At 37.4% G+C, this 22,776-nt stretch carries 22 protein-coding genes; 19 read left to right on the top strand and 3 right to left on the bottom strand.

The window, feature by feature from the left end; all coding sequences use genetic code 11:
- Window positions 1–37: 37 nt before the first annotated feature.
- The 3 genes from HZI73_RS22830 to HZI73_RS22820 form a co-directional block, all read right to left on the bottom strand.
- Window positions 38–601, bottom strand: a complete 564-nt coding sequence (locus HZI73_RS22830) for a methyltransferase family protein (protein WP_212695643.1) — start codon at window positions 599–601, stop codon at window positions 38–40.
- A 138-nt stretch (window positions 602–739) separates the two neighbouring features.
- Complete coding sequence (locus HZI73_RS22825) at window positions 740–1,414, bottom strand: DUF6064 family protein (protein WP_212695642.1); 675 nt, start codon at window positions 1,412–1,414, stop codon at window positions 740–742.
- A 122-nt stretch (window positions 1,415–1,536) separates the two neighbouring features.
- Window positions 1,537–1,974, bottom strand: coding sequence for a MarR family winged helix-turn-helix transcriptional regulator (locus tag HZI73_RS22820; RefSeq protein WP_212695641.1), 438 nt, complete (start codon window positions 1,972–1,974; stop codon window positions 1,537–1,539).
- A gap of 214 nt (window positions 1,975–2,188) precedes the next feature.
- Between HZI73_RS22820 and HZI73_RS22815 the strand changes: the two genes are divergently transcribed.
- The 19 genes from HZI73_RS22815 to HZI73_RS22725 all read left to right on the top strand — a co-directional run bounded on the left by HZI73_RS22815 (window position 2,189) and on the right by HZI73_RS22725 (window position 22,632).
- Complete coding sequence (locus HZI73_RS22815) at window positions 2,189–2,707, top strand: hypothetical protein (RefSeq protein WP_212695640.1); 519 nt, start codon at window positions 2,189–2,191, stop codon at window positions 2,705–2,707.
- 155 nt (window positions 2,708–2,862) lie between these two features.
- The gene (secA, locus tag HZI73_RS22810; protein WP_212695639.1) at window positions 2,863–5,439 is read left to right on the top strand and encodes a preprotein translocase subunit SecA; all 2,577 of its coding nucleotides are present in this window, start codon (window positions 2,863–2,865) and stop codon (window positions 5,437–5,439) included.
- Window positions 5,440–5,594: 155 nt separating this feature from the next.
- Window positions 5,595–6,702 (top strand): peptide chain release factor 2 gene (prfB, locus tag HZI73_RS22805; protein WP_212695638.1). Its coding sequence is split into 2 segments (ribosomal slippage): window positions 5,595–5,669 and window positions 5,671–6,702, totalling 1,107 coding nucleotides; the frame shifts between segments, so codons are not numbered across the junction.
- A 91-nt stretch (window positions 6,703–6,793) separates the two neighbouring features.
- Complete coding sequence (locus tag HZI73_RS22800) at window positions 6,794–7,249, top strand: chemotaxis protein CheW (protein ID WP_212695637.1); 456 nt, start codon at window positions 6,794–6,796, stop codon at window positions 7,247–7,249.
- Between the two features lie 293 nt (window positions 7,250–7,542).
- Window positions 7,543–7,986 (top strand): ACT domain-containing protein, encoded by a 444-nt coding sequence (locus HZI73_RS22795; RefSeq protein ID WP_212695636.1) that lies wholly within the window; start codon window positions 7,543–7,545, stop codon window positions 7,984–7,986.
- Window positions 7,987–7,991: 5 nt separating this feature from the next.
- Window positions 7,992–9,230, top strand: a complete 1,239-nt coding sequence (locus HZI73_RS22790) for a homoserine dehydrogenase (RefSeq protein ID WP_212695635.1) — start codon at window positions 7,992–7,994, stop codon at window positions 9,228–9,230.
- Between the two features lie 72 nt (window positions 9,231–9,302).
- Window positions 9,303–10,535, top strand: a complete 1,233-nt coding sequence (locus tag HZI73_RS22785; RefSeq protein WP_212695634.1) for a cofactor-independent phosphoglycerate mutase — start codon at window positions 9,303–9,305, stop codon at window positions 10,533–10,535.
- A complete protein-coding gene (locus HZI73_RS22780) occupies window positions 10,529–11,737 on the top strand; it encodes an aspartate kinase (RefSeq protein WP_212695633.1) in 1,209 nt (402 codons plus the stop codon). The genes HZI73_RS22785 and HZI73_RS22780 overlap by 7 nt, the downstream gene beginning before the upstream one ends.
- A gap of 224 nt (window positions 11,738–11,961) precedes the next feature.
- Window positions 11,962–13,749, top strand: coding sequence for a sensor histidine kinase (locus HZI73_RS22775; protein ID WP_212695632.1), 1,788 nt, complete (start codon window positions 11,962–11,964; stop codon window positions 13,747–13,749).
- 2 nt (window positions 13,750–13,751) lie between these two features.
- A complete protein-coding gene (locus HZI73_RS22770) occupies window positions 13,752–14,564 on the top strand; it encodes a response regulator transcription factor (RefSeq protein WP_212695631.1) in 813 nt (270 codons plus the stop codon).
- Between the two features lie 317 nt (window positions 14,565–14,881).
- The gene (locus HZI73_RS22765; RefSeq protein WP_212695630.1) at window positions 14,882–16,195 is read left to right on the top strand and encodes an ABC transporter substrate-binding protein; all 1,314 of its coding nucleotides are present in this window, start codon (window positions 14,882–14,884) and stop codon (window positions 16,193–16,195) included.
- A gap of 219 nt (window positions 16,196–16,414) precedes the next feature.
- Entirely contained in the window at window positions 16,415–17,215 is an 801-nt protein-coding gene (locus HZI73_RS22760) for a carbohydrate ABC transporter permease (RefSeq protein ID WP_212695629.1), read from the top strand.
- 51 nt (window positions 17,216–17,266) lie between these two features.
- Entirely contained in the window at window positions 17,267–18,100 is an 834-nt protein-coding gene (locus HZI73_RS22755) for a carbohydrate ABC transporter permease (RefSeq protein WP_246552259.1), read from the top strand.
- 164 nt (window positions 18,101–18,264) lie between these two features.
- Complete coding sequence (locus tag HZI73_RS22750; protein WP_212695628.1) at window positions 18,265–20,406, top strand: Tex family protein; 2,142 nt, start codon at window positions 18,265–18,267, stop codon at window positions 20,404–20,406.
- A gap of 358 nt (window positions 20,407–20,764) precedes the next feature.
- Window positions 20,765–21,211 carry a DUF2089 domain-containing protein gene (locus HZI73_RS22745; protein WP_212695627.1) on the top strand — a complete coding sequence of 149 codons (447 nt, stop codon included), beginning with the start codon at window positions 20,765–20,767 and terminating at the stop codon, window positions 21,209–21,211.
- Between the two features lie 52 nt (window positions 21,212–21,263).
- Window positions 21,264–21,713 carry an SHOCT-like domain-containing protein gene (locus tag HZI73_RS22740; protein ID WP_212695626.1) on the top strand — a complete coding sequence of 150 codons (450 nt, stop codon included), beginning with the start codon at window positions 21,264–21,266 and terminating at the stop codon, window positions 21,711–21,713.
- A complete protein-coding gene (locus HZI73_RS22735; protein WP_212695625.1) occupies window positions 21,703–22,005 on the top strand; it encodes a hypothetical protein in 303 nt (100 codons plus the stop codon). The genes HZI73_RS22740 and HZI73_RS22735 overlap by 11 nt, the downstream gene beginning before the upstream one ends.
- A gap of 91 nt (window positions 22,006–22,096) precedes the next feature.
- Entirely contained in the window at window positions 22,097–22,255 is a 159-nt protein-coding gene (locus HZI73_RS22730; RefSeq protein ID WP_212695624.1) for a hypothetical protein, read from the top strand.
- An 11-nt stretch (window positions 22,256–22,266) separates the two neighbouring features.
- Complete coding sequence (locus HZI73_RS22725; protein WP_212695623.1) at window positions 22,267–22,632, top strand: phage holin family protein; 366 nt, start codon at window positions 22,267–22,269, stop codon at window positions 22,630–22,632.
- The last annotated feature ends 144 nt before the right edge of the window (window positions 22,633–22,776 follow it).

Genomic DNA, 22,776 nt, shown 5'->3' with positions numbered 1-22,776 from the left:
TCAATACCCTACTATATTTTATCGAAAACACCAGGTTTTAAAAGAATAAATACCGTGGTGTTTTCTTCATATAGTCATTGTATGAAGCGCCATATGCCTTCATACAGTAGTTTTCCTGTGCTTTTAGCGAAGGATAAGAGAGTACACCATATAAAACCACAAGAATAACCATAAAGAAAGTTTGAGAAACAATGGCTATACCAAACCACATGATAAAACTCATCACTTGCATGGGATGCCTTGATAGACGGTATATCCCACCTGTAACAGGTTGTGATAAATCAGATTTAGAGAAATACCACATGGCATAAACCGATAAGACTAACCCTAACACATAAATAACGGTTCCCATGTAAAAATAGACGTTAAATGACCTAATGGGTACGAGTACGGAGTAAAGGATTAACCCCTTACCAAACATAAAACCTATTGAGCTCAATTGCGGTCCACGTTTCGTTTTTTTTGCCTTGGGAAAAGTAAGTATTTTTTTCTTTTGAGCATGTGAAATGTTAACCATAACAAGCATGGTGATCATGCCGTATAGCAATGGATACAACCATATATTCAACAATCCCAATGTATGTTCTGGCAGTAAATGCATAATCATAACCTTCCTTTCTATGAATTGTTTCTTTGTTTAGCACCATCATGTCTTTTTCGAGATTTTAAGATGGATGCCATGAAAGCAATGCAAGCGGATATCCCAATAATAAACATAATACAATAACCTCCCCTTTTATCAGCTATTTCTTTGTCTAGCTCCATGACGTCTTTTCCCAAATTTTATGCTGGATACGATTAAAAAAATGAGGGCGTACACGCCAATAATGAACATAATACTATCTTCATAAACATGGTACTTAGGGATCTGTATAAGTGGTGCAAAGGGTATAGCCCAAATTAACAATAACCCATATATCCACTTGTTAGCTTTTGGTAATGCTGCTGAAAAAAATACCAATGCAAGTGCCGTCGTTGCACATGGCAGTGTTCCAGGATAGATACATGTATCCACAGTACGTCCCAGGATTAAGCCAACGATGGGGTATAGCTGGACCACAATCAATAAACTTATAAAGCTTATTTTTCTTGCTCTCTTTTTAGGGAAACTAAAAACAGTCTTTTTAGTTATGAGGTCAATGAACAACAGGATGCCAATACTTATAAATAAAGCCCCTTGAATGTACTTTAGTGGCGATGGAAAATCTTTGCCTAAAACAATAAAGAAAAATATCCCTATCCATAAATGACATATGCCTAAGTACCCTTTAATGAGCACGTTGGCTTTTTCTTTCTGTCCATATGCAAAATAAAAAATAATGACAATGCCTATGAACATGATAAAAAATTGTAATGGAAATATCGTATGATTATAATCCCTTATAACACCCCACCATTTTTCAAAACTCAACATCTTACTGCTCCTTTCGTCTATATGCCCACATTCAGTTCAAACAGGCATAGTGCTAAGTATAATTTTTGTTTACCAGGTATACCATGTGACAAAATATAATGACACATTGTGCCACTATACATTTATTTCTTTTTCATTAAAATTGCATTCAAATCGTGTAGAAAAGATTCCAAGAACTTGATTTCACTTGCATCCATTGCCGATAACGTACTGTAAATATCCCCAAAAACATCTTGGGAAAACTTCTCATGACCATGAAAGGCAACACGTCCTTTTTCTGTCAGTTCAAAAAGAACTTCTTTCTTATTGGTTGCTAATGATTTCTTATTAATTAACGCTTTTTCCAATAGTTTTTTAACAAATTTGGATGCACCGCCTTTGGTAATATCAAGGATATTTGCCAACTCTGTCAGGTTGACATCTGGATGGTTACCAATGGCAACAAGTGTATGTATTTCTGAACTATACAGCAAGTCTCCCGTACCAAAGTCCCTTGGTATACTTTCCAATTCATTAAACATCTTTACGGATTTAAAATACAATTTTATGACGTTTTGCATGGTATCCATTATCATCACCACATTTATTATATACCAGGTTAACTAAATTATCAAGAGATGGGTGTCTGATTTAACACAAACTTTACACAAACATGGGCATTGAATATTATAAGGAATAGTGGTAAAATATTGAGGACTGAAGACAATTATCCAATAAGACATGATAAAGTCAATACCATGAAGCGCATAATAGAAAGTAAAGGAGGTCATTCGTATGGATAGAGCATATAGACGCTTAGTTTTACTACTCGGTATTATGATGTGTCTGCCAGCAGCAGTCAACACACATGCCATGTCCCATAAACAATATTCAGAGCTTGAGTCTGTCCTAACGCGAGCAGCTATCTGTGAGATAGAGGCTACGTTCAATGAACCTCATCAACATAAAGTGCGTTTTAAAAAGCTGTGCAGTTGTATTGGGCAATTCATTCATAGAAAAATTACTAACCATGTGCAAGTCATGGCATATGACCAATATCAGCAAGAGCAATTTACAACGGCTGTGACACAGGTAACAGAGCCTATTAAGCTTGTGACACTTGATGGTAATCAGAAGTTAGATAAATCATGGTATGCCTTGGCGGACAACTATCAAAAGCAGGTTATAAAACCTGTTCATGATAGCACGAGCACCTTTATGGATAATAGGGTCCATGACTTTGTCAACAGTCAAAGATATACATCCTATAAAGTGATTTTAAGTAAAATGAATAATAAAAACATAGCTTGCTAATACAACCTATAAGAATCAGACATATGTTAAGAATAAATTAAAATTATGGGAATATATGTCAGAATCAGTTGAATCGTAACAAGCAGAATGTTACAATAAATAGGACAGTGAGACCTGTCCAATAGATAAGAGATTAATTCGAGGTGAATATAGATATGAAAATATTTGATAAAATTTTTGGCACCCATAGTGAGCGTGAGATTAAGCGTGTGATGCCATTGGTAGAACAAATAGAAGCATTGGAACCAGAGATACAAAAAATGACAGATGACGCATTACGCATGAAAACAACGGAATTTAAAGAGAGATTACAAAAAGGCGAAACCCTAGATGATATACTTCCAGAAGCCTATGCAGTTGTACGTGAAGCCACCATTCGTGTCACCGAAGAAAACATTCGACCTTATAAAGTACAATTAATTGGTTCCATTATCCTGCATCAAGGTCGAATTGCAGAGATGAAAACCGGTGAAGGTAAAACCTATGTGGCACCTCTTGCGGCGTATCTTAATGCCCTAGACGGTAAAGGCGTTCATGTGGTGACCGTTAACGATTACCTTGCTAAACGTGATGCGGAGAACATTGGGCGTATACATGAATTCTTAGGACTAACGGTAGGTGTCATTGTCAACGGTATTGATAATGAAGAAAGACGAGCAGCCTATAACTGTGACATTACTTACGGAACCAACAATGAATTTGGCTTTGACTACCTAAGAGATAACATGGTGATTTACCAAAAGGAAATGGTACAACGGGAACTGAATTACGTTATCATTGATGAGGTTGACTCGGTGCTTGTTGACGAAGCCCGAACACCGCTTATTATATCCGGAAACAGCAGTAAATCAACGCATCTCTATCAACAAGCAGATTTAATAGCCAAGCGTCTTGTTAAGGGACGTGTTATTGGTGAAGTGTCAAAAATGAGTGCATTGTTAAATGAAGAGATTCAAGAAGAAGGGGAATTTGTTGTTGATGAAAAGACCAAATCCGTTTCGTTAACGGCAGATGGTGTGAAACGTATTGAGGAGTTCTTCCAAATTGAAAACTTAGCCGATGCGGAGAACATGGAAATTCAACATCATGTGATTCTAGCATTAAAGGCACACAACACCATGCACCGTGATAAAGATTATGTGGTAAAAGAAGAAGAAATAATCATTGTTGATGAATTTACAGGTCGTCTTATGCCAGGTAGACGCTACTCCAATGGTTTACATCAAGCCATTGAAGCCAAAGAAAATGTTCGCGTTAGAAGAGAAAGTAAAACCCTTGCAACGATTACGTTCCAGAATTACTTTAATCGATACAATAAGAAATCAGGTATGACAGGTACAGCCTTAACGGAAGAAGAAGAATTCCGTCAGATCTATGGTATGGACGTGGTGGCGATACCAACCAATAAACCTGTTATAAGAAAAGATCATGCAGACCAAGTGTATAAGTCTCATGAAGAAAAAGTAACAGCCGTTGTGAACGACATTGTTGAAGCTCATGAAAAAGGTCAACCTGTACTGGTGGGTACCATCACCATTGAATCATCAGAAGAATTTAGTAAACGCCTTAAGAAAAAGGGTATTCAACACAAAGTCCTTAACGCCAAGTACCATGAAAAAGAAGCTGAGATCGTTTCCATGGCAGGCCAATACGGTTCTGTTACCATTGCTACCAATATGGCCGGTCGTGGTACAGATATTAAGCTGGGTGAAGGGGTTATTGAAGCTGGTGGACTGAAGATTATTGGTACAGAGCGTCATGAATCAAGGCGTATTGATAACCAGTTAAGAGGGCGTTCTGGACGTCAAGGTGACCCAGGAGAATCCATTTTCTATATTTCCCTTGATGATGATTTAATGCGTCTATTTAGTTCAGAACGTATGAAGAATACCGTTACCCGTTTAGGCCTTCCAGAAGGGGAGCCCATTGCGGCAGGTATTTTATCCAACGCAATTGAAAATGCACAGAAAAAAGTAGAGGGTAATAACTTCTCCGTCAGAAAGCATCTACTCGATTACGACCAAGTTATGAATGAGCAAAGAGAAATTATTTATGACGAACGTCAGAAAGTGCTTGAAGGGGATAACATGAGAGACTTTATCATGAACCTTATTAAAGAGGTCATTGATCGGGCAGTGGACGCTCATGCTGGTGATGATCAGTATTTTGAAGAGTGGGATATTGCTGGACTGTTGGAATCACTCAGTGAAATTATACCCATTAAGTCTATTCACACGACGGAAGACGAAACAGAGTCCATGACAAAAGACACCTTTAAAGATAAATTGTACCAACATGCTGTAGGGCTCTATGAAGATAAAGAAAAAGAGTTTGAAGATGATGAAATGATGCGGGAGGCTGAGCGTGTTATCTTGCTCAAAGCCATTGATCAAAATTGGATGGAGCATATTGATAGCATGGATCAAATGCGTCAAGGTATTGGGCTTCGGGCTTATGGTCAACGGGATCCTTTAGTGGAATATAAGTTCTTAGGTTTTGATATGTTTGAAGAGATGACAGAGAGTATTCAAGCAGCTACCCTTAGAGCACTCTATCATATTCGTCCAGCTAGAAAGATTGAAAGAGAAAGGGTAGCGAAAGTAACGTCAACCAACAGAGGCGAACAGACAGCCAAAGAACCCGTTAGAAGAAAAGAAAGAAAAGTAGGTCGTAACGAACCTTGCCCATGTGGTAGTGGTAAGAAATACAAACATTGTTGCGGTCGAGCATAGAAGTCAAAGAAATGACAGATGTATCTCAGGTACAAACAACACATGTGTACCTGAGAACATTTTTAATTTAATCAGGGAAAAAGCTTTAGAATTTCCTTGAAAATACGATATATACTATGAGTGTTTATTCAACACAGAATATTAGAGGTGATGAGATGATAGAGCTAGAGCAAAGCAAACAAGAACTACTAGCCTATAAGGATAAATTAGATGAAATGAGTGTTTCACTTTGACTTGGTTCATGTGAAAAATCAACTCAGCGAGCTGGAAGACCAAGTTGCCAGTGAAGCTTTTTGGCAGGATACTGACAATTCGGGGAAAGTCTTAAAGGAAATCAAACAGTTAAAAGATAAAATAGAAGTCTATGACCAGCTTGTTGGTGAATACGAAGACATCGAAACATTGATTGAAATGGGTATGGAAGAACCCGATGAAGAGATAGCAAAAGAAGTGACCACATCCTTAAAGCAATTTGTGCAAGATTATGAAGCATTACGTATTAAAACCTTATTATCAGGTGAATACGATAGAAATAATGCCATATTATCCTTACACGCAGGAGCAGGTGGTACAGAATCCTGTGATTGGGTGAGTATGCTTCTAAGAATGTATACCCGCTGGGCAGATGATAAAGGATACAAAGTGGAAATATTAGACTATTTAGATGGGGAAGAAGCAGGTGTTAAATCCGTCACCATTCAAATCAACGGCGACAATGCTTATGGTTACTTAAAATCCGAAAAAGGGGTACACCGTTTGGTAAGAATATCCCCCTTCGATTCATCCGGTAGACGGCATACATCATTCGCATCCATGGATGTGATACCAGAGATAGATGAAGATATTGACATGGATATTAATCCAGAGGATTTGAAGATTGATACGTATCGTTCAAGTGGCGCAGGAGGTCAGCATGTGAATAAGACAGATTCTGCTGTACGTATGACACATATCCCAACAGGTATGGTTGTTCAGTGTCAAAATGAACGTTCCCAACATAAAAACAAAGATCGAGCTTTAAAAATGTTAAAAGCCAAACTATATGAATTAAAGCGCTTAGAACAAATGGCAAAAATGGAAGGTATAAGAGGAGAAGTCAAAGAAATAGGATGGGGAAGCCAGATTCGCTCGTATGTGATGCATCCCTATAGTATGGTAAAAGACCATCGTACCAATGAAGAAGCTGGTAACGTGCAGAGTGTATTAGATGGTAAAATTGATGCATTCATTAATGCTTATTTACAATGGTTAGCATCCAGTTAAGCATGAAGTCCTAACCATGTTTTTAAAAAGTATCATTTAGTATAGAAGTATGATGTGGCGGCTATCAAATACAAATGAAGGAGTGAGGCTAATGTCATCAATGCAACATGTTATTTTTAATTTGGAGAACGAAGAGTATGGTCTGGATATCATGAAAGTGATTACCATTGAGAAGTATCAAGAGGTTGTAAAAGTGCCAAACACACCAGAATATATAACAGGTGTTATCAATCTAAGAGATAGTGTTTTACCCATATACAGTCTTCGTAAAAAATTCCACTTACAAGAAAAAGAGCCTGATGACGATACAAAAATCATTGTAACCGTGACCAACGGTATGAATATTGGGTTTATTGTAGATGGTGTTCAAGAAATTATTAATATTGAAGACAAAGTCATTGAAGATGCACCTAAAATTGTAACAGGTGTTCACCGAAAATACATTAAGAGCATTGCAAAATTAGAAGAACGTATGGTTATTCTAATCGATATTGACTTAATCATTTCTGAAGAAGAGCAAATTGAATTAGGTAAAGTTGCAGAATAAATATGATCAATACACAAAACACTGGTATCCATCCTTTTGCGGATAGATGTCAGTGTATTTTTTTGTCATGATAGATGTTCTAACATACCAATAATCTCATGAGTGGTTGATTGCCTATTGTAAAAGAGGGTGCTAATCCATTGAAGTAGCGAGTGCTAAAAAAGATGATCCCAAAAACTTGCAAATCCGTGGTATAATTTATGATTAATACTTGAATTTTTATGCAGTGCGTGGTATAATCTTTCTAATAAATACAAATGTATTTGTAAGAAAAACAAATGTAGGTGATGAGAATGCCTGATACGGCGAGTTATTATATTATTAAAAGAAAAGCGTTACCAGAGGTTTTTTTGAAGGTTGTTCAAGCCAAAAAATTATTAGAAAAAGAAAAAGCCATAACCATACAAGAAGCAGTTGATGCAGTGGGTATTAGCCGAAGTTCATTCTATAAGTATAAGGATACCATCTATCCCTTCTATGAAAACTCCAGAGGTAGAGCCATAACGGTGGCTCTTAAGTTGGATGACGAACCGGGTCTATTATCCTGTGTACTCAATATTATTGCTAATTATAAAGCCAATATACTAACAATTCATCAAACGATACCTATTAATGGTGTAGCCAATATCACATTGAGTATGGAAATCCTACCAACATCTGGTGATATACAAGAAATGATTAACACATTAGAAGATAACGATGGCATACACCAAGTCAAAATATTAGCTAGGGAGTGATACAAGTGGTAGATGTTGCAATATTAGGATATGGTACTGTTGGTTCAGGAGTCGTTGAAGTGTTAACGAAGAATGAAGAAAGTATCAATAAAAAAGCAGGAAAAAAAATTAAGATAAAATACGTGTTGGACCTAAAAGATTTTCCAGGTTCACCTATAGAAGATGTACTAACCAAAGACTATGATACCATTATCAATGATCCAGATGTGAAAGTGATTGCAGAAGTCATGGGTGGCGTAGAACCTGCCTATACCTTTGTAAAAAAAGCATTGCTCAATAATAAAAGTGTGGTAACGTCCAATAAAGAATTAGTGGCTAGGCATGGCGCAGAATTATTAAAAATTGCAAGGCAACGGGACATCAATTTTTTATTTGAAGCAAGTGTTGGTGGAGGTATACCCATTATTCGACCTCTAAATCAATCATTAACAGCAGATGAAATCTATGAAATCACAGGTATTCTCAACGGTACCACCAACTTTATATTAAGTAAGATGGCCGATGAGGGTCTTGATTTTAATACCGTTCTAAAGGAAGCCCAGGATAAAGGATATGCAGAACGTAATCCAGAAGCAGACGTTGAAGGATTTGATGCGTGTCGTAAGATTGCTATCTTATCATCTTTAGCCTTTGGTATGCATGTGGATTTTGAAGATATTTACACTGAAGGTATTACCAAGGTATCTGATCTAGACATGGCGTATGCTAAAAAACTGGGGTATGATATTAAGTTATTGGCCACAAGTAAGAAGAAAAATGACAAAGTCTATGCCATGGTTGCACCAACCATGATTGGTGGCGAACACCCATTATCCAATGTTAACGGTGTTTTTAATGCCATTTTTGTTAAAGGTAATGTCATTGGCGATGTGATGTTCTATGGTAAAGGTGCTGGGAAATTACCTACTGCCAGTGCTGTTGTCGCAGATATGGTAGATGCAGTAAAACACATTAAACGTAATATTGTATCCTTCTGGAGTACCAAGAAGATGGAGCTCATGGATATCAATGAAGTGTTATCTCGATACTTTATTAGAGTAACACCACAAAGCAGAAAAGAAGCCCATGACACTATTGGCACCATCTTTGGCGATGTGGATTATGTGAAAATAGACGAAGCTAAAGAGGAAATGGCTTTTGTAACACCAGAAGGTACAGAAGGTGCCCTAAAAGATCAAGTGGAGCAATTAAAAGCCCATAAAGACATGATAGACGTCATAAGCGTTATTCGCATTGAGAAATAACAGGGTTAACGCAAGTGTTTATATAAGAAGAACGACATAGATATACGTTATGATAGATAAGGATGATTGAACATGAAATATATCGTAATTCTAGGGGATGGTATGGCGGACGAACCCCTTGAAGCCTTGGATAACCAGACACCATTACAGGCGGCCCATAAGCCCTATATGGATAGTCTTGCTAAAGGTGGAATAATTGGATTAGTACATACCATACCCGAAGGACTATCACCAGGAAGTGATACAGCTAATTTATCTGTGATGGGTTATGATCCTCACCAGTACTATTCTGGAAGATCACCTTTAGAAGTACTGAGTATGGGAGCAACCATGGAAGAGAAGGATGTCAGTTTTCGCTGTAATTTCGTTACATTATCCGATGATGATAAACCTTACAAGGACAAAGTTATATTGGATCATAGTGCGGATGAAATCACCACAGAGGAAGCTCATGAGCTGTTAATATACCTTGTAGAATACCTAGGCAATAGCCAGCTAGCATTCCATACAGGAACAAGTTATCGTCATGCCATTATTTGGCATGATGGCAGTACAGATGTTAATCTAACGCCTCCTCACGATATTCTGGGAAAAACCATAGGGAACTACTTGCCAAAAGGCGACAATGCAGATAAAATAGAACAAATGATGGTTCTAAGTTATAAGCTCCTTAGCAACCATCCTATTAATGTAAAAAGAAAAGAGCAAGGACTCAATCCAGCCAATGCCATATGGATTTGGGGTGAAGGCACCAAACCCACTTTACCATCTTTTCAAGAAAAGTATGGTATAACAGGGGCCATGATATCTGCTGTTGATTTATTAAAAGGTATAGCTGTTGCAGCCAAAATGGATAATATTCATGTAGAAGGTGCAACAGGCAATATACACACGAATTTTAAAGGTAAAGCCAAAGCGGCTGTAGAAACCTTGCAAACCCATGACTTTGTCTACGTGCATATAGAAGCACCTGATGAATGTGGTCATCGAGGAGAAATAGCCAATAAAGTGAAGTCTATTGAATACATCGATGAAGTCGCAGGTTATATAAAAGAAACACTTGATGAGAAAGGTGAAGATTACCGCATCATGGTATTGCCGGATCACCCAACACCTATAGCCCTTCGAACACATACAAGCAATCCTGTACCCTATTTAATCTATGATAGTACTCAGGTTCAAAATAATCATCACACCTATGATGAAGTTTCTTGTGAAGCTACCCATCGTAGATGGCAGGTAGGTCATACATTAATGGCTTATTTTCTCAATAAAACAGCTATAGAGGAGGAAGCATCTTGTTAATTGTTAAGAAATTTGGAGGTAGTTCTGTAGCCAACAAAGAAAGAGTCTACAATGTTGCAGAACGTATACTGGAAGACTATAAAAAAGGTCACAAAGTGGTGGTGGTATTGTCTGCTCAAGGGGATACGACCGACGAACTGGTGGCGAAAGCAAAAGAAATCAGCAGCAACCCATCCCGTCGAGAAATGGATATGTTATTGACCACAGGTGAGCAACAATCCGTTGCACTTATGGCCATGGCACTTGAAAATTTAGGATATCCAGCTGTATCCCTCAATGCTTTTCAGGTAGCCATGCGTACAACATCTGTATATAGCAATGCTAGACTGAAAAGAATTGATGCAGAGCGTATTGATGCAGAACTAGAACGTCGTAACATTGTACTTGTAACAGGTTTTCAGGGGATTAATAAATACGATGATATTACCACCCTTGGCCGTGGAGGTTCAGATACAACAGCCGTTGCTCTTGCAGCAGCTCTCAACGCAGATCGATGCGAGATTTTTACAGATGTAGACGGTGTCTATACAGCTGACCCAAGAGTTGTAAAAGATGCTAAGAAAATGGACGAAATCACCTACGATGAAATGTTAGAACTGGCTTCACTGGGAGCTAAAGTACTGCATAACCGTTCCGTAGAATTAGCTAAAAAATATGGCGTAGAGTTGGTCGTAAGATCCAGTTTGACACAAGCAGAAGGAACCATAGTTAGGGAGGAATGCAAAGTGGAAAAAATGTTAGTAAGCGGTGTAGCTGCCGATAAGAATGTTGCACGCATAGCGGTTATTGGAATAAAGGATGAGCCTGGTAAAGCCTTTGAGTTATTCTCATTGCTAGGCAAACACAACATCAATGTAGATATAATCCTACAATCAATTGGTAGAAAAGGCACAAAAGACATATCCTTTACAGTGCCTCGTGATGCCCTAGAAGAAGCAAAAAGACTTCTTGAAGAAAACTTAGGCAAATTAGCTGCCCAGCGTCTTGAACACGACGACCATGTATCCAAAGTATCCGTAGTAGGTGCAGGTATGGCTTCTAACCCAGGCGTAGCAGCACTCATGTTCGAAAGCCTGTACGACGCAGATATAAACATCAAAATGATCTCCACATCCGAAATCAAAATCTCAGTCCTCATCGATGAAAGAGATACCGAAAGAGCACTCAATGCCATCCATGAAGGATTCAAAGACCGTTTCTAAACAAGTCATGATATGTTATCACCAACAAGCCAGACTAAATCTTATACAAGAAGATTTAGTCTTTTATTATGCAGTGAAATGTACAAATAATGTTCCTCATAGCTTACTTTTCCCCCACATCACTAAACACAATCTTTTACAGATCATGAAACCCATAAACATGTTATACTTGCATTATACAACACAATATTATTATAATAGTTATATCAACTGGAGGTGGCAAAATGTTGAACCTTCTACAAAAATACTATGACATTTCAATTAAGAAAAAGCTAATAGCTCTAGCATTGACCATGCTTTTATACCCCATCCTATTAGTGATTTTTTTTGGTGTATACAACAATGAAAGAATTATCAAAAACCGTTTTATAAACTATGTTGAAAATAACGTACTAGGCGCTAAAATGCGTATTGTCAATGAAATTAAAGATATGGAACGTTTTTTTCAAGACATGCTCTACAACATCGACATCTATGAGCTATTCAAAACCAACCCTTTAGGCCATCAAGAACAAGACAGTATTGCCAAGTATCACTTTAAGAGAAACATGGAAAAATACCTGAACTCAACCATCTATACCCGCCAGGAATTCGACTACATTACCGTCCAATTTGTCAAAGACCCATCTGTCTACTATGCAGCAAAAGAGACCGGATTTATGGCATTAAGCGATATACCAACAGATATCTTTAATAAAATCGATGATAACAAAGTTAACTATTACTTTGATCAAGTAGACGATAAGGTCTACATCTACTTGGTTCGACCTGTTTACGATGTTGAAACCTTTCAAAAGATTGCAACCATCGCCATTAAAGTCAGTAATGAATTTCTAGAGAGTATGGTAGGGGTCACCTATCAAGGACAATCAGAAACCACGTATCTCTACACCCAAGATGGTCACCGTATTCTTGCAGTAGGGGATCAAACCAATCACCAACTCATTGAATCCAATCAAGTCTATCTGGACACAGATGGTACCTATAAGAGAAAGATAGATGGGGTTGATTATTATACAATTATTGAAACCATTGACCCTATTCATGTGAAAATGATTACCACGGTATCAACGGATACCCTTACATCTGATACACGACAAGTAACCCGGTTAATTCTGTTACTCTGTTTAGTCAGTATACCCATTTACATATTATTAGCTAACCTGCTGTACCGAGACATTGTTTCGCCTTTCAATATATTGGTATCCAAGATGCAGCGGATTGAAAAGGGTGAATTAAATACCCTTATACCCGTTGAAAGGAACAATGAAATAGGCTATGTGTACCGCTCCTTTAACCGTATGTCCAAGCGATTAAAATACCTGGTTGATTGCGTCTATAAAGAAGAAATCACCCGTAAAGATGCTCAGATTGCAGCTTTGCAAGCTCAAATTAATCCTCATTTTCTGTACAATACATTAGAAACCATTAATTGGAAGGCCCAATTAAGCGGTCAACAAGATATAGCAGAGATGATTCAAGCTTTATCCAAGCTGATGGATGCCAATATGAACCGTACTGGAGAAAAATTCATTCAAGTGGCAGATGAGATTGACCACATGAATCATTACATGTATCTTATACAGAAGCGTTATCATAAAAAAATTATCTATGATAAGCAGATTGACCCTTCCGTATTATCTGTACAATTACCCAAACTTATCATACAGCCTTTAATGGAAAATGCCATTAATCATGGTATAGAGCCCATAGGCAGAGGTCGTGTTTCATTGCACATATACGCTCAGGATGAGCAGCTTATCATTTGTGTGGAAGACGATGGCAATGGTATGAATGCTGAGAAACTATCTTTCATAAGGCATCAGTTAAAAGAGCAGCAAAATCAAGAAGATGAAAAAGGTGGTCAATCCATTGGTCTAGTCAATGTGAGCCGTCGATTAAGATTAATATATGGTAATCAGGCTTATGTAACCATTGATAGTGAAGAAAACAAAGGCACGAAGGTGACACTTATCCTGCCATTAGCCATGGTGGAACAGAAAGGTGGCTAAACATGTATCGCATATTACTTATTGACGATGAAGAAACCATTGTGGAAGGTTTAAAAAAATTAGTACCCTGGTCAGAGATTGATTGTGACATTATAGGTGTAGCAGTAGATGGCCAGGATGGACTTGATCAATGTAGACAGCTAAAACCAGATATTGTTATTTCGGACATTAGAATGCCAAAACTCTCAGGCCTTGAGATGATACGCCAAATAAAAGCATTGAAGAAAGATGTGAAATTCGTCCTGCTAACGGGGTTTAGGGAATTTGAATATGCTAGAGAAGCTGTTAATCTAGGGGTTGTAAAATTTCTACTCAAACCAACCAACATTGAAGATATTAAATCTGCTGTATTGGAAGCCATTAATCAAATGGACGAAGAACGGGAAAAAGTAAAAGACATTGAAGTGCTGAGGAAAAAACTACATAAATATAACATGATCAATCATGAAGAAATACCCCCTGAAGATAAAGGACATAAAGAGGATAAGAATAAATACCTGACAGGTCAAGCCATTCAGTTTATCAAAGATCAGCACCACCATAAATTGGACCTTCAGACAGTGGCTGACCACTTATATATCAGCTCTTGGTACTTATGTAAAATACTTAGAAAAGAAGTAGGCAGCAGTTTTGTAGAGTTACTCAATGAAGTACGGATACAACATGCAAAAAAACTGCTCATCAACACCCATGATAAAATATATGAAATTACAGAAAAAGTAGGCTATGTGGACACACCTTATTTTTCAAGAACGTTTAAAAAACACGTCGGACTTACACCAAAACAATATCGGGATCAAAATTGGCAGCAGTAGCTGCTAAGGCCATCACTCAAAGTCATGCAAAACAATTAATAAGCTTTGAGTGATGGCTTTTTATAATAAATGCCCATGACATGCATACACAAGGTATGATGAAAATAACCAGTGGAATATTCCCCTTTACTATTGGAACGATTGTTGTTAACATATCCTATCCTTGTGGAGATAGAACATATTGCATATTATGTTATATTGAACAATATTATACAATAAAGACCAAGATAGACTACTTCAAATTGTCTATAATGCATGATAACATATATATGTGTTAAGAAATGCCGATAAAAAAGAACTAAAAGGAGGGCCATTGCATGAAGAAACAATGGAGGGTTTTAAGTATTTTTATCATCGTCATCATGGTGATGACCATGGTTGTTGGGTGTGGAAGTAATGAGAAACAGACCGATTCAAAAAAAACGGGGGATAATACAGATAAAGAAAGCACAAGCAAAGTAGAATTAAGGATTGTCACCATGTTCGGAGGGACAGACCCTTCCACAGAAGTATTTGAACAGTCGCTGAAAGACTACATGGACCAATATCCAAATGTAACTATTAAAAATGAATCCATGACCGCTGTTGGTGATGAATTTAGAACAAAAGTAAAGACAGATTTTGCAACGGGTAATGAACCGGATGTGACGTTCTTCTTCACAGGAGCAGATGCAGTAGGTATTATCAATGCTGGAAAAGTGATGCCTTATGAAGAGATATGGACCAAATACCCAAATGTTGGTAAAGCTATTACAGATGGTGTCAAAGAATCCATGCGTGAGGAAGATAACAAAATTTATGCGTTACCAATGACGGGATTTTATGAAGGGTTATTTGTAAATAAAGCTCTATTTGAACAACATAATCTAGCATTACCCACCACTTGGGAGCATTTACTAAAGGCAGTAGACGTTTTCCGTGCCAATGACATTGTGCCATTTGCAGGCCCTATCGCCCAATCCCATTATATGATTGAGCATTTTATCTTATCCCAAGCTGGAGCAGAAGGTCATAAGGATGTCTTAGATGGTGATCTTCCACAAGATTGGATACAAGGATTGAATAACATGAAAGACCTCTATGAAAAGAAAGCATTTGCAGCGGACGCCTTAACCATGGATATTGAGTTGGCACAAAACTTGTTTAAACAAGAAAAGGCAGCCATGATTCTTGAAGGTTCTTGGTTTATTGGTGGATGTGAAGATGCTTTAAAAGACAAAATGACGGTTATGCCAATGCCCGTAGCACCTGATGGAAAAATGGATGCTACATCCATTGTTGCAGGATACTCCACAGGTTATTACATTAGCCGAAAAGCTTATGATGATGAAACCAAGCAAAAAGCGGTAGTGGACTTGGTGGAATTCCTTACATCAGCAGACCAAATCAAAGCCATAGCAACAGCCAATGGTGGTACACCATCTGCTAATGTTCAAGTGGAGGGGTTACCAGCTCTTGCTACAGAAGGGCATCAAATGGCAGCTAAGGCAAAGACCCTGAATATGCCAATTGATTCAAGGTTAACACCAGAAGCCTTTAACTATATCGTCAAAGACGGTGTTCCTTATATTGTAGAAGGGCAGAGGACACCTGAAGAGGTGCTAAAAGAAGTTAAAAATCTCAATCAATAAAGTAGTAGGTAAGAAAGGGCATTGCCCTCATCACATGATGTAGCGTAGAGGCTGGTAAAGCTAAATAGCCTCTTAACGCTACCCATATGAAATAAATCGAGCAGAAGTAGGTGAATCATCATTTCAACGCGAAAAAATATAGGAAAATTAATGTCCATTGCTTTGTTTTTAATGCCTGCATTGTTATTTATGACAGTGTTTTTATTTTACCCTTTCATCATGAGTTTTGTAAAAAGCTTTTATAAAACCGATGGTTTTATAGAATCTATTTTTGTAGGTGTTGACAATTATAAAAGACTCATACAAGACGCTACCATTCATATCGCTTTTATCAATACCTTTAAGCTTATGTTTTATGTCTGTGTGTTTCAAGTGGGTTTTGGTATTGTATTAGCTATATTGGTGGATGGTATTAAACGAGGCAGTAAATTTTTTAGAACCGTGTACTTCTTTCCCATTGTCATATCAGCAACAGCCATTGGTATGATGTTTAAGCTTTTTTATACTTATGATGGTGGTTTATTCAACAGTATCATCCTCATGCTGAACAAATGGATACCTTGGCTTCACTTAGAATCCACCATTTGGATTACCACCAAATCGGCACTCAGAATGATTGCGTTACCAACCGTATGGCAGTACATCGGTTTTTATTTTGTGATTGTATTAACGGCCATCAAGCAAATACCAAGATATCTCTATGAATCTGCTTATCTGGATGGTATCAACGGTTTTTCCAAGACCATCTATATCACATTGCCTTTAATTAAAAACCAAATCATTACCTGTTTTATTCTAGCCATTACAGGAACCCTCAAAGTATTCGATATGGCTTTAGTGATTACGGAAGGTGGTCCCCTTAATCAATCTCAAATTCTTGGTTTATACATGTATCAAAAAGCTTTCATTGATAATCGATTTGGTTATGGTGCAGCCATATCTGTGCTGATTGTTGTGTTGGGTTTATCCATTTCGCTCCTTGTCAACAAAGTTTTTAAAAAAGAAGATATCACCTATTAAGCAGTAAGGATTGTCAAGCAGACAGGTGCTAGGAGAAAGGATGAACAAAACGTGGATGTAAACATAAAAAAGAGAAGAAAAATTGTCAGTTATATCATTCTGTCCTTATTTTCACTAACGACCATCTATCCAATGGTGTGGATTTTCCAAAACAGTCTAAAAACCTCTAACGATGTGATAAAAAGTTCCTTTTCATTACCCACATCTTTGTTTTTAGATAACTTTGGAAAGGCTATGATACGACTGAATATATTAAGAGGCTATGGTAATAGTTTGATCATATCCGGTGTTGTGGTAGGTGCCGTTATCTTCTTCGGTGCTTTGGCAGCTTATGCCCTTGCCCGACATGTGTTCAAAGGGAACAAACTGGTGAGGACCCTTGTCATGGGAAGCCTATTGATACCTGTATTTGCTACCATTTTACCCGTGTTTGAAATGATGAGTCGATTGAAACTCATTGATCAACACGTTGGTGTTATTTTGCCTCAGATAGCAGGTAATCTACCCTTTACCATTCTGGTCATCAGCAGTTTCATGGAAAATATACCAAAAGAATTAGAAGAAGCAGGTGTGATGGAAGGCTGCAACATCTGGCATATTTTCCAAAAAATCATTGTGCCCATCAGTAAGCCTGCATTTGCTACAACAGCCATATTTACGTTCTTATGGTCCTATAACGATCTCTTTACCTCACTTATTATCATGCGTACAAAAGCCAAAATGCCCATTAATGTGTTATTGACAGAGATTAGCAGTCAATACGGCACGGACTATGGGTTAATGTGTGCTGTCATTGTTTTGATTATTATGCCAGTCTTAATCTTCTATTTATTAGCGCAACGCCAGATTGTAGAAGGTATGACAGCAGGAGCGATTAAAGGATAGTTCCCAAATAATCTTCCAAAATAGTGAAGCATTCAATCGGTTTATGATGTAGAATGAATCATCACACATGCAGGTTCGTCCATAGGTTCATATAAATGCCTTGTACCCCATATCCAATTATTATATAATAGTAATTAGTTTACGAGTAAAGGAGTTAACAAAAGATGGATATATTAAAAGCACTGGAAAAGGAACTTGGTATTAAGGGGTGGCAGGTGGAAGCTACTGTGAAGTTAATTGATGAAGGGAATACCATTCCTTTTATTGCAAGATATCGGAAAGAAATGACAGGGTCGCTGAGTGATGAAGTGCTTCGTGATTTCAATGACAGATTAGTGTACATGCGTAATCTGGAAGCTAAAAAAGAACAGGTCATTGCAAGTATTGATGAACAAGGCAAATTAACAGATGCTTTGAAAACATCGATTTTATCGGCTAAGACATTGGTTGAAGTGGATGATTTGTATAGGCCTTATCGACCTAAACGCAGAACAAGAGCTACCATAGCAAAAGAAAAGGGATTAGAACCCTTGGCTACCCTTATATGGATGCAGAATCTAACAGAGCCCCTTGACCTTGTAGCTGCTAAGTATATCAATGAGGAAAAAGAAGTGAAGACAGCAGAAGACGCTATTCATGGAGCAAAAGATATATTAGCAGAAATGATATCCGATGAAGCAGATTATCGAAAAGAAATTAGACGAAGAACCTTTACGAAAGGTAAACTCATCGTAAAAGCCAAAGATGCGGCAGTAGAATCTGTCTATGAGATGTATTATGATTATGATGAAGAGATTAAAAAAATCGCACCTCACCGTATTCTAGCCATTAATCGTGGTGAAAAAGAAAAAATCCTAGTGGTGAAGATTGAAGCACCGACAGATGACATTAGTCGCTATCTTAGAAGTAGAACTGTACGTGAGGAAAACCCTTATACAACAGGTGTGTTAGAAGAAGTTATTGAAGACAGTTACAAGCGTCTCATTGGACCAGCTATTGAGCGAGAAATTCGCAATGATTTAACAGAAAATGCCGAAGAAGGTGCTATCAAGGTTTTTGGAACGAATCTGGTACAACTGCTTATGCAGCCTCCTATTATGGGTAAAGTGGTGTTAGCCCTTGATCCAGCCTTTCGTACAGGGTGTAAGATTGCTGTCATTGATGGCACAGGGAAAGTTCTGGATACGACGGTGATATACCCAACGCCGCCTGTCAGTAAAGTGGCTGAAGCGAAAGCAAAATTAAAGGCGTTGATTGAGACATACAAGGTGGACATTATAGCCATAGGTAATGGAACAGCGTCAAGAGAATCGGAGTTATTTGTTGTTGACATGTTAAAAGAGATGAATCAAACCATTCATTACATCATTGTTAATGAAGCAGGAGCGTCTGTTTATTCGGCATCCAAACTTGGAACAGAAGAATTTCCAACCTTTGATGTTGCCTTAAGAAGTGCTGTATCCATTGGTAGACGCTTGCAAGACCCGTTAGCGGAGTTGGTTAAAATTGACCCCAAATCCATCGGTGTAGGGCAATACCAACACGATATGAATCAAAAACGACTTGGAGAGACTTTATCGGGTGTTGTGGAAGATTGTGTCAATAAAGTAGGTGTTGACCTGAATACAGCGTCACCATCCTTACTACAATATATATCAGGTATTAACAAGACCATCGCTAAAAATATTGTCAATCATCGAGAGACAGAAGGTAAATTTGCTAACCGTAAACAACTGTTGAAGGTCGCTAAACTTGGACCAAAGGCTTATGAGCAATGTGCCGGGTTCTTAAGGATTATTAATGGTGATAATCCCCTTGATAACACAGGTGTTCATCCAGAATCCTATAAGGCCAGTATGCGGTTAATGGAAGAACTAGGGTATGACGTTACAGACATAAAAGACAATAGCGTTAAAGGGATGAAGAGTAAGATACAAAGTGTTGAGGCCATGGCTGAAAACCTAGGTGTAGGTGTTCCCACATTAGAAGACATCATGAAAGAGCTTGAAAAACCAGGTCGTGACCCTCGTGAAGAAATGCCAAAACCCATTCTTAGGACAGATGTTTTGGAAATGGAAGACCTACAAGAAGGTATGATCCTAAAAGGTACCGTTAGAAATGTGATTGATTTTGGGGCTTTTGTTGATATAGGTGTACACCAAGATGGACTGGTGCATATATCTCAAATGGCGGATAAGTATATCAAGCATCCCTTGGAAGTCGTTGCAGTTGGCGATATCGTGGATGTGAAAGTTATCAATATTGATGTAAAGAAAAAGAGAATAGGGCTTTCCATGAAAGCATAGGATAGAGAGGATTATTTCATTAAATGATGGGATAGTCCTTTTCCATTCTTAAGCCAAGTTGACTTTTAAATTTCTAACCACATGAGGACAGTATGGGCTGGTTATACGTTGTATAGTTATGATGGCTGAATAATCGAAAATGGATGGCTCTTAATAGGATTGCCAGTATCACGGATGCAACATGAAACAGTTAGTCCGTATAGTCTAACCACAAATAGGATATATTAATAATATTAATGAGGAAATTAATAATATTAATACGTATATTAAAAAAGTTAAAATATATATTGACAAAATTAATGAGATAGTATATATTATTAATATAAGATAATGAATTGTTTTAAAGGAAGGTGACAGAATGAAATACAAAGCCCCGGGAAAATGTCCTGTATGTGGCGAGAAATTAGCCATAACTAAGTTGAATTGTCCGAAATGTACGACGGCAATAGAGGGTGAATTCAAACCTTGTCCTTATTGCCGATTACCAAAAGATGAACTTGACTTCATTAACACATTTATTATGTGTCGAGGGAATATTAAAGATGTTGAAAAAACATTAGGCATATCTTATCCCACGGTAAGAAGCAAATTGGATAGTGTGATTAAGTCTCTTGGGTTACAAGATGAAGCCAAGAAGCGAACAAGACGTGAAGAAATGAGAGCCATGAAAGAAGAAGCCATGGCAGAACTAAAAGAAGCCATGGCGGATTTAAAAGTTGCAAAGGAAGAAATCCTTGATAATCTTTCAGAAGGACGTTTAACCATGGAAGAAGCCATGAATGCCATTAAGGAACTAAAATTATAAGTAGACTGGGAATCATTAATAAAATATGGAGATAAGGAAAGGTTGTGTCAGAATGAGTGAAGAAAGAAAGATATTAGATATGATTGAAAAGGGGCAAATAACAGCAGAAGATGGGATGAAGTTATTGGAAGCTTTAAGAAACGTTGAGCCAGAAGTAGAAGAAGTTGAGGAACTTGAAACAACAATGGAATCTCAAGGGTCTCGAGAGTTTAAATATTTGAAAGTTAGAGTACTTACTGAAAAAGGTGATACCAAAGTCAATGTGAATATTCCCATGAAATTAGTAAAAGCAGTTGGCGGCGTATTACCCCACTTGAATAACTTTATTCCAGATGATGTGCAAGAAGATTTGGATGAAAAAGGTATTAATTTTAATAAGATGCAATTAGGTAAAATTATTGAAGCCCTAGAGTCAGGAGTTCTTGATGATACAACACTTGTGGATATTGAAACAAATGATGATGAAGATGGTATAACACAGGTAAAAGTGTATGTGGAATAGTCGACATCTGATCAAAATAAAGATACACTCTGGTAAGGTCAGGTTTACCATTCCATTACCCTTATTTATTGGCTTACAGTTATTCGATTATTTAGAAGATCTCTTATCCATTATAGAGGTCTTTGCTCCAAGAAGAATAATAACCATCCATCATAAGGCGTATCCCATAAAAGATACCATCAAGATGATAAGAAAAATGATAGGTGCTGTCTACAGTGTAAAATACTGTGAACCTTTTGACTTAGTGGATCTCCAATCCGGTAAAGACGTTATTAAGATTAGTATTTGGTAAATGCACTTGCAAGAATATTTGCATAGAGGATGTGTCAGATGTATAGCATCTACATATGAACTGACATAATAGAAATAGAGGGAGTGATTATATGTTTACAAAAGATTCATCATTTTATAATTTTCTTGGGTCCTTTGAAACAAAACCCAGCATTATTGAATACAGAAAGTCGCTTATGCGAGAGCAATATATCAAACTTAACAAAAATACGAGGATTGAAAACGATGGAACCCATCATCATGCATTATAAAGGAGAGCGTTATGAGTAAAGTCATGTATAAGTATATCATCATTGTTTTAGTACTTTATGGAAGTGCTAGTGTCTTTGATCAAATCAATATTGACCAGCCATCTACGGCTTTTTTAGCTGGTTTGGTACTCATCATTATTAACATGTTGATTAAACCCTTACTATGGTTAGTCACCCTCCCTGTCAATATTATTACCTTCGGTTTATTTAGTTTTGTCATCAGTGCATGGATGATTATGCTCATGGATTGGTTGGTAGGAGGAATCCAAATCCAAGGATTCTGGTTTGCTGCATTGTTATCACTTATCATAACCTTGTGTAACAGCTTGTTTATTGAAGCAAATCAGAGGGAACGCCGAAGAAGAACCTATCAATAAAGTGAGAAAAAATAGCATTGACAATTGTTAAACAATTATATATACTTTTGACAAATGGAAGGAAAATCGTGAGAACTTTTTTTAAAAAGAGTAATCACGATTTTTGCAGTGATTAGAAATTACTTTTTCTTTAGCTTGATTAAT

Origin of the sequence: Vallitalea pronyensis, from assembly GCF_018141445.1 — a bacterium.
Classification (GTDB): domain Bacteria; phylum Bacillota; class Clostridia; order Lachnospirales; family Vallitaleaceae; genus Vallitalea; species Vallitalea pronyensis.
Note: the sequence above shows the minus strand (reverse complement) of the source record. Positions and strands in the feature narration are given on the sequence as shown.